The 6,660-nt window shown below is 55.8% G+C and carries 7 protein-coding genes and 1 tRNA gene; all 8 read right to left on the bottom strand.

Annotated features, from left to right (window positions below; all coding sequences use genetic code 11):
- Positions 1-128 precede the first annotated feature (128 nt).
- The 8 genes from BM160_RS14510 to BM160_RS14475 all read right to left on the bottom strand — a co-directional run bounded on the left by BM160_RS14510 (position 129) and on the right by BM160_RS14475 (position 6,569).
- Positions 129-204 (bottom strand) — tRNA-Lys (locus BM160_RS14510).
- Positions 205-281: 77 nt separating this feature from the next.
- Positions 282-1,127 carry a tRNA threonylcarbamoyladenosine dehydratase gene (locus BM160_RS14505; protein WP_092006841.1) on the bottom strand — a complete coding sequence of 282 codons (846 nt, stop codon included), beginning with the start codon at positions 1,125-1,127 and terminating at the stop codon, positions 282-284.
- A gap of 20 nt (positions 1,128-1,147) precedes the next feature.
- Positions 1,148-2,263: a YeeE/YedE family protein gene (locus BM160_RS14500; RefSeq protein WP_092006839.1), complete on the bottom strand. Its 1,116-nt coding sequence runs from the start codon at positions 2,261-2,263 to the stop codon at positions 1,148-1,150.
- A 39-nt stretch (positions 2,264-2,302) separates the two neighbouring features.
- Positions 2,303-3,064, bottom strand: coding sequence for a tol-pal system protein YbgF (gene ybgF, locus BM160_RS14495; protein WP_092006837.1), 762 nt, complete (start codon positions 3,062-3,064; stop codon positions 2,303-2,305).
- Positions 3,065-3,079: 15 nt separating this feature from the next.
- Positions 3,080-3,616: a peptidoglycan-associated lipoprotein Pal gene (gene pal / locus BM160_RS14490; RefSeq protein WP_092006835.1), complete on the bottom strand. Its 537-nt coding sequence runs from the start codon at positions 3,614-3,616 to the stop codon at positions 3,080-3,082.
- A gap of 51 nt (positions 3,617-3,667) precedes the next feature.
- The gene (gene tolB / locus BM160_RS14485; protein ID WP_092006833.1) at positions 3,668-4,948 is read right to left on the bottom strand and encodes a Tol-Pal system beta propeller repeat protein TolB; all 1,281 of its coding nucleotides are present in this window, start codon (positions 4,946-4,948) and stop codon (positions 3,668-3,670) included.
- Between the two features lie 11 nt (positions 4,949-4,959).
- The gene (locus tag BM160_RS14480) at positions 4,960-5,802 is read right to left on the bottom strand and encodes a glycosyltransferase family 2 protein (RefSeq protein WP_092006831.1); all 843 of its coding nucleotides are present in this window, start codon (positions 5,800-5,802) and stop codon (positions 4,960-4,962) included.
- Positions 5,799-6,569 (bottom strand): glycosyltransferase family 2 protein, encoded by a 771-nt coding sequence (locus tag BM160_RS14475; RefSeq protein WP_092006829.1) that lies wholly within the window; start codon positions 6,567-6,569, stop codon positions 5,799-5,801. The genes BM160_RS14480 and BM160_RS14475 overlap by 4 nt, the downstream gene beginning before the upstream one ends.
- Between the last annotated feature and the right edge of the window lie 91 nt (positions 6,570-6,660).

Here is a 6,660-nt window from a genome sequence, read left to right as displayed (position 1 = left end):
CACGCAGTTGCGCTTCACTTCATTCACTGTGACCAGCTCCTGGCGGGACTTGCACCCGCAGGTGTGCGCCCATGCTGGGCGCACCAAAGAAAAAGCGCCTGCAATTTCTTGCAGGCGCTTTCAATATCTGGTGGGACGTGCGGGGGTCGAACCCACGACAAACGGATTAAAAGTCCGCTGCTCTACCAACTGAGCTAACGTCCCAGGATTTCTCCTAGTCTGCACTACATTGTCTGCAACACAGCCTCAAATTATAGCGTCACTTTTTGGCGCTTTTGAAATTAAGCTGCAATTTTATTTAATATCCAACCGGTAGCGCACAAACCAAAGGTCGATGTGACGCTGACAACCGATCCATAACCATGGCAATTGAGGCTGCCATCAGTTTGTGCCACGACAGGCGAGGCCGGGTCCGCAATAGCTTCTTCAGTGCTGCTCACCGACTCTTCCAGAGCACATACGGCGGACGGCTGCTGCACAGGCTCCCGACTGAATACGCAAGCCACACCAATCTTCCCCTGGCGGGCCGCCCCTTGTTCTTTTCGCAGGCGGTAGCGCAACTGCGCCAACAAGGGGTCGTGGGTAACCAGTGACAGATCATCGATATCAACGCGATGAGCGAGTCGCTTGCCGCCTGCAGCGCCCACGCTGATCAGCATGGCCTTGTTCTTGATGGCCCAGGCAGCCATGGCTGTTTTGGCCCTCACCTGATCACAAGCGTCTATCACGGCCAACTGCTTGCGATCAAAGTCACGCGGGAGCGAGAGAACATGCGGCCAGTTGGCCGCATCGACAAACTCTTCGATGCAGTCCACCCGGCAATCCGGATTGATATGGGCAATGCGTTCACGCATGGCTTGCACCTTGGCTTGTCCCAGGGTGTTGTCGAGCGCGTGAACCTGCCGATTGATATTGGACTCGGCAATGTGGTCGAGGTCGATCAAGGTCAGGCGGGCCACGCCACTGCGCGCGGCGGCCTCCGCAGCCCATGAGCCGACGCCGCCCAAACCAACAACGACAATGTGCGCGGCGCGAATCCGCTGCGCGCCTGCAGCACCGTAAAGCCGCGCAAGGCCGCCGAAACGTCGCTCCAGATCCGCAGGCATCAACTCTGTATCAACTGTCATGTCTTGCTCGGGCAAAGGCCTCAGAGAGAGCTCTCAAGCCGCCACACCTGGTATTTCAGACCAGCGACACAGCCGGCCAGGATCGCAGCAAGCGCAACAAAGCTGGTCACGCTCAGGGTCGAGATGCCAGACAAGCCTTGCCCCACGGTACAGCCCATGGCGCATACACCACCCACGCCCATCAAGGCCGCACCTATCAGATGATTGGCGGTATCCTGGGCATCACGAAAACCTTCCCAGCGAAAGCTGCGCGAGCACAGCGAATAGACAGCCGAGCCCGCGACCACGCCGAAGACCGAAACGATGCCCAGCGTCAGGACCTTGCTCTTGTCGCTAAAAAACATGAGCCAGTCCAGGGTGTAAGCCACGGGAGACACAAAACTCAAAGCCTCGGAACGGCCGGAGTTGGTGGCAACGAAGGCCTCCTGCAAGGTTTCCGGATGCTCGAGCACATAACCCATGCGGCCGCTTACCCACCACATGGCAGCAACCACAGCACCCACACCCAAGCCGGCCAGCAGGTTGTCAATGCGGCGAAAATCCTGGCCGCACAGGGCCCACACGATCAAGCCCAAGCCAATCAACAAGGCCAGCCCTAGTCCAGCAGTAGCAGGCGCAATGCCCAACGCACCGGCGAGCCAGTTCGGCAGCGTGGCGTTGGTGGTGAAGTCAATGGCGACCTTGTCCACCGTGGCCACACGAACCACCGCAGTGATGCCTTTCAGCGTGGCAAATGCTGCAATACCCATGACCGCAAAGACGACCAGGGACTTGAGACTGCCCCCGCCTATGCGTACCAAGGTCTTGCTGCCGCAACCCGACGCCAGCACCATGCCGAAACCAAACATGGCGCCGCCAACCAGCGCAGAGAGCCAGATAAAACGGCTGGAGGCATACAGGGTTTTGGACGGATCAATCAGGCCCGCAGCGGCCATGCCGAAAAAACCAATCATGGCGACACCAATCGCCATGCCCCACATGCGCATGCGGGTCCAGTCGCCCATGTTCACGATATCGCTGACCGCCCCCATGGTACAAAAATGGGTGCGTTGCGTAATCGCGCCAAAAATCATTGAAAGAATGAAGCCGACCCAGAGAACCTGGGTGGTGAGAGTGTTGAGTCCGGAGATTTCCATTCCCCAATTTTAGGTGGGAATGCAAGCCTCCGAATCCGGCTACTTCAGTTTGCTGAGTCGCTCTTTGGCGACGGAGGCCGCTTCGGACTGCGGATAGGCCTTCACTAGCTCCTCAAGCGTTTTACGAGCCGCCTTGACGTCTTTGAGCTCTATCTGGCAATTGGCCGTCGACAAGAGCGCTTCGGGTGCGCGCAAATGATCGGGCTCGGCTGCCACCAGGGCACGGAAATTCGTCACCGCAGACTTGTAGTCACGCAAGGCGTACTGGGCATTGGCCAGCCAGAACAGCGCGGAAGACTTGTAGCCGCTTTGCGGATAGCGCTTCATGAAGCCCAGAAAGCTGGTTTGCGCTGCCGCAAAATCTCCTTTGCGCAGCGTGGCAAGTGCTCCTTCGAAGTCCTGCTTTTCTGCCGGCTCCGCCGCAAACTCCTTGCCATCAACCGCAACCTTGCTAGGTTCGAACTTTCTCAAACGCTCATCAACACCTTGCGCCAAGTCTTTCTGGACGCGCTGGGTGTCGGCAACGCTCTTGGCGAACTGCTCGTTTTGCCCGCGTATGGTCGCCATTTCGCGACGAAGCACCTCAATTTGATTGGACAAATCCAGTAGACTGCGGCGCAACTGCGCGTTGTCGTCATTGGCTTTTCTCAAGTCGTCTGTCATACGCTGCTGCGAAGCGTCAACCTTTTGCCTCAAGTCGATGATGGCTCTGCGAGCCTCATCGTCTTCAAACAGCGCAGCATTTGCATTGAACGCCAACAGGCAGGCCACAACCGTGGCGGCAACTCTGAACGTCTTCACAGTTCCAGCCTCAACTTAACGGTAGCTGATTTCAGCGCGACGATTTTTCGCCATAGAGGCTTCGTCCGAACCTTGAACGGCGGGCTTTTCCTTGCCAAAGCTCACAGCCTCGACCTGAGCATCAGCGACGCCCAACAACCCCAGTGCGCGACGCACTGCTTCAGAACGCTTTTGTCCCAAAGCCAGGTTGTACTCACGACCGCCGCGCTCATCGGTATGTCCTTCGATCGCCATCTTGCGGGATTTGTTGGCAGCCAGATATTTGGCATGAGCGTCGATGACACTCTGAAATTCCGGCTTGACCACATAGCTGTCAAAGTCAAAGTAAATGATCTTGGCCGTATTGGCCGGCCCCGCGGTCGATGCATCCGCACCGCTGATCTGCACCGGAGCCACACCTCGGCTCGCGGCTCCTGCCGCATCGTCCGCCTGCTTTGTACTGGCCGTCCGGTCTTCTACGGGGGCATCATCAAGTTTGACGTTGGATCCGCAGGCTGCCAGCGTGGCAGCAAGAAACAAGGAAGCAAAGATGGAAGAAAAAATGCGTTTCATTAAAGTACCTCAGATAAATCAAAAAAAGATAACGAATTCAAGAAAAAATGATTAGCGCTGGAATGGCCCCCAATCAGGCTCGCGTATATCCCCATTGGCGCCCGACAATCTGGCCTTGATCTTGCCATCCAGCGTCGTGGTCATCAGGGCTTCTCTCCCCTGCTGCTGAGTGGCATACACAATCAGACGACTATTTGGCGCAAAGCTCGGGCTTTCATCGGCCGAAGTGTCGGTGATGGAAGTAACCGTGCCACTGGCAAGCTCCATGATCTGCAGCTTGAATGCACCGCCCACTCTTGAAACATAAGCCAGCCAACGTCCATCCGGGCTCACGGCCGGAGAGATGTTGTAACTCCCGGTAAACGTCACCCGCTCGGCATTCCCGCCTGTGGGGCTCATGCGATAGATCTGCGGCGCACCGCCGCGATCGCTCACGAAATAAATAGCTCTTCCATCCGATGAATAGGCCGGTTCGGTATCAATGCTGGAGGATTGCGTCAGCCTCTTGGGCTCACCGCCATTCAGACCTATGGCGTAAATTTGCGAACCGCCATCACGGCTCAATGTTGCGACCAACTGCTTGCCATCGGGTGACCAGGCAGGCGCGCTGTTGGAGCCCTTGAAATTGGCCAGCAACCGGCGCTTGCCAGTGGCGACATCATGCGAATAAATCACCGGCTTGCGGGACTCAAAAGAGACATAAGCCAACTGGTTGCCATTGGGCGACCATGCTGGTGAAATGATGGGCTCCGGGCTTGCCAGGGCAGACTGGGCGCCCTCTCCATCCGAGTCAGCCACCCAAAGGGTATAACGCTGGGCAGCCTTGGTCACATAAGCAATGCGGGTGGAGAAAATACCTTTTTCACCGGTCAGCTTTTCGTAGACAAAATCGGAAATCCGGTGCGCAGACAAGCGCAAATCGGCCTGTGACACGGTATAGCTCTGACCGCCCAGATCCTGCCCTCGCACGATATCCCACAAGCGAAGTCGGACATCAAAGCGTCCATCAGCAAGAGGCGAAACACTTCCCGTCACCAGCGAATCCGCGCCTTTTTGCCGCCAGATTGCCAGATCTGGCCGGCTGTTTTCATCTGCCACGAGGCCAGCAGCATCAACGGAGCGAAACATGCCGCTGCGCTCAAGATCTGCCTTGACGATGCTGCCAATTTTTTGCGGTGCCTGTGCCTCACCCCGAAATGCAGCGATGGCGATAGGCAATTGCGTCAGCCCCACGCCAGACACCTCTACGCGAAATTGCGCAAAAGCTGGCGATGCGCCAACGGCCAGCAGACTGATAAGAGTACGACGATTCAAATGTGATGTGATGCTCATAAAAATTTTGATCAATGCAACTGGGTTAGTTTGACGGGCGATCCCGGGTCAATCTCTCGAAGCCCTTTATCCGCCAGGATTAAATCCGTTTCCATGCGCTGCAGTACCTTGCTCTTGTTCACCGACTCTTGATCGCGCTTGTGTTCCCGGTGCCAAAGGTGAAAAACCTCGGTCGCCATAAACCCGTTTTTCCGCAGCACGCCCAGATGACTGAGTCGCAGAACCAGGTCGGCATCTTCGTGCCCCCATCCCTGGAAGGTTTCATCGAACCCATTGACTTTGAAAAAATCAAGCTGCCAGACAGCGAAATTGCAACTTCGAATCCCATGCCACTGGAAACCCTGTTTTACCCTGAATAGCCGCCACGGCCAGGTCAGCAGATGCAACAGCTTGTTGCAATCGCCTCGCAGGCGGGCACCTAACCAGAACGACACCGGTCGAGTAGGCAAATCTATTGTGCCATCGAGCACTTGAGTGGTAAGTCTCTCGCTCAATAAAACCCGGCTTCCATTGACAAAACAACCTGTCTCGGCAAGACCGCTGTGCTGAGCCACAAAATTTTTCCCGGGGACGCAATCACCATCAAGAAAAACCAGATAGTCACCGCTGGCCAGGCTGGCCGCCAAATTGCGAGCCTGGGCCGCGGTGAAGCCGACATCGGGGTGCCAGATATGGCGCACCGGGCATTTAAATACAGGGCATCGCTCAAAAAGCATTTGTACCTGATCGGCCCGCGAGCCGTCATCGGCGATCAACACCTCATGCCGCTCATCACATTGTTGTGACAAGGAACGCAGCACCGCCAACAAGGCGTCGGTCCGGTTGTAGGTAAGGACAATAAAACTGATCTTCATGACTCAGGTGACAGCCGGCGGGCATCCCGCTGTAACAGCCATAACTTCAAATACCTGTAATAAGTACCCTCGGCATTAGATATGGCCAAAACAAGGCCCATACGGCCATCGAGAAATCCAAGCCGCAAAAAATAGGTTCGAATAAAGGCCCAAAAACCGTGGCCAAGCGCCTTGCCCAGCGATGCTTTTTTGCCTTTTTTCAGCAGACCCTGAGCCCCTGCACTTGAGTAACGATTGACCTTATCGAGGACTGCCTCAAAGCTTTTAAAACTTTCATGCAGCAACTGCGAACCAAGCAACCCGACCTGGCAGGAAGTCAGAACTTTTTCATGCACCAGATCATCTGAAAACTGTGCCGATTGGCGGCGAAAAAGACGCGTCACCCGGTCGGGGTACCAGCCCGAATGGCGCATGTATTGCCCGCAGTAACTTGAAAGCCGAGGAAAGGCGTACACATCGAAGGCCGGAGCCTCGAGGACGGCCAGAATTTCAGCCTGCAATTCAGGGGTGACCCGCTCATCGGCATCAAGTGACAGTACCCAGTCAGAACTGGCTAGCGCAAGCGCCCGGTTTTTTTGTTTACCAAACCCTAGCCAATCCGAGCTGACACTGACTTCGGCACCCAGAGAACGGGCTATTTCAACCGTCTCATCGGTGCTACCGGAGTCAAGAACCACGAGCTGGTTCGCAAACATCACCGAGCGAAGACAGGCTTCAATGTTATGAGCCTCATTTTTGGTGATTACCGTAACGGACAAGCTTGCCAACGAATGCCTTTGCAATTATTTCTGGTCAGATTTTTCAGCAAATTTACCTTGCCTGAAGCGTGCACAGCATAGCAGAGCGCCCTCTGCGCCT

The sequence above is a fragment of the Polaromonas sp. OV174 genome (genome assembly GCF_900112285.1).
Classification (GTDB): Bacteria; Pseudomonadota; Gammaproteobacteria; order Burkholderiales; family Burkholderiaceae_C; genus Polaromonas.
The sequence above is the reverse complement of the archived record's forward strand: the minus strand, read 5'-3'. Positions and strand labels throughout refer to the sequence as shown.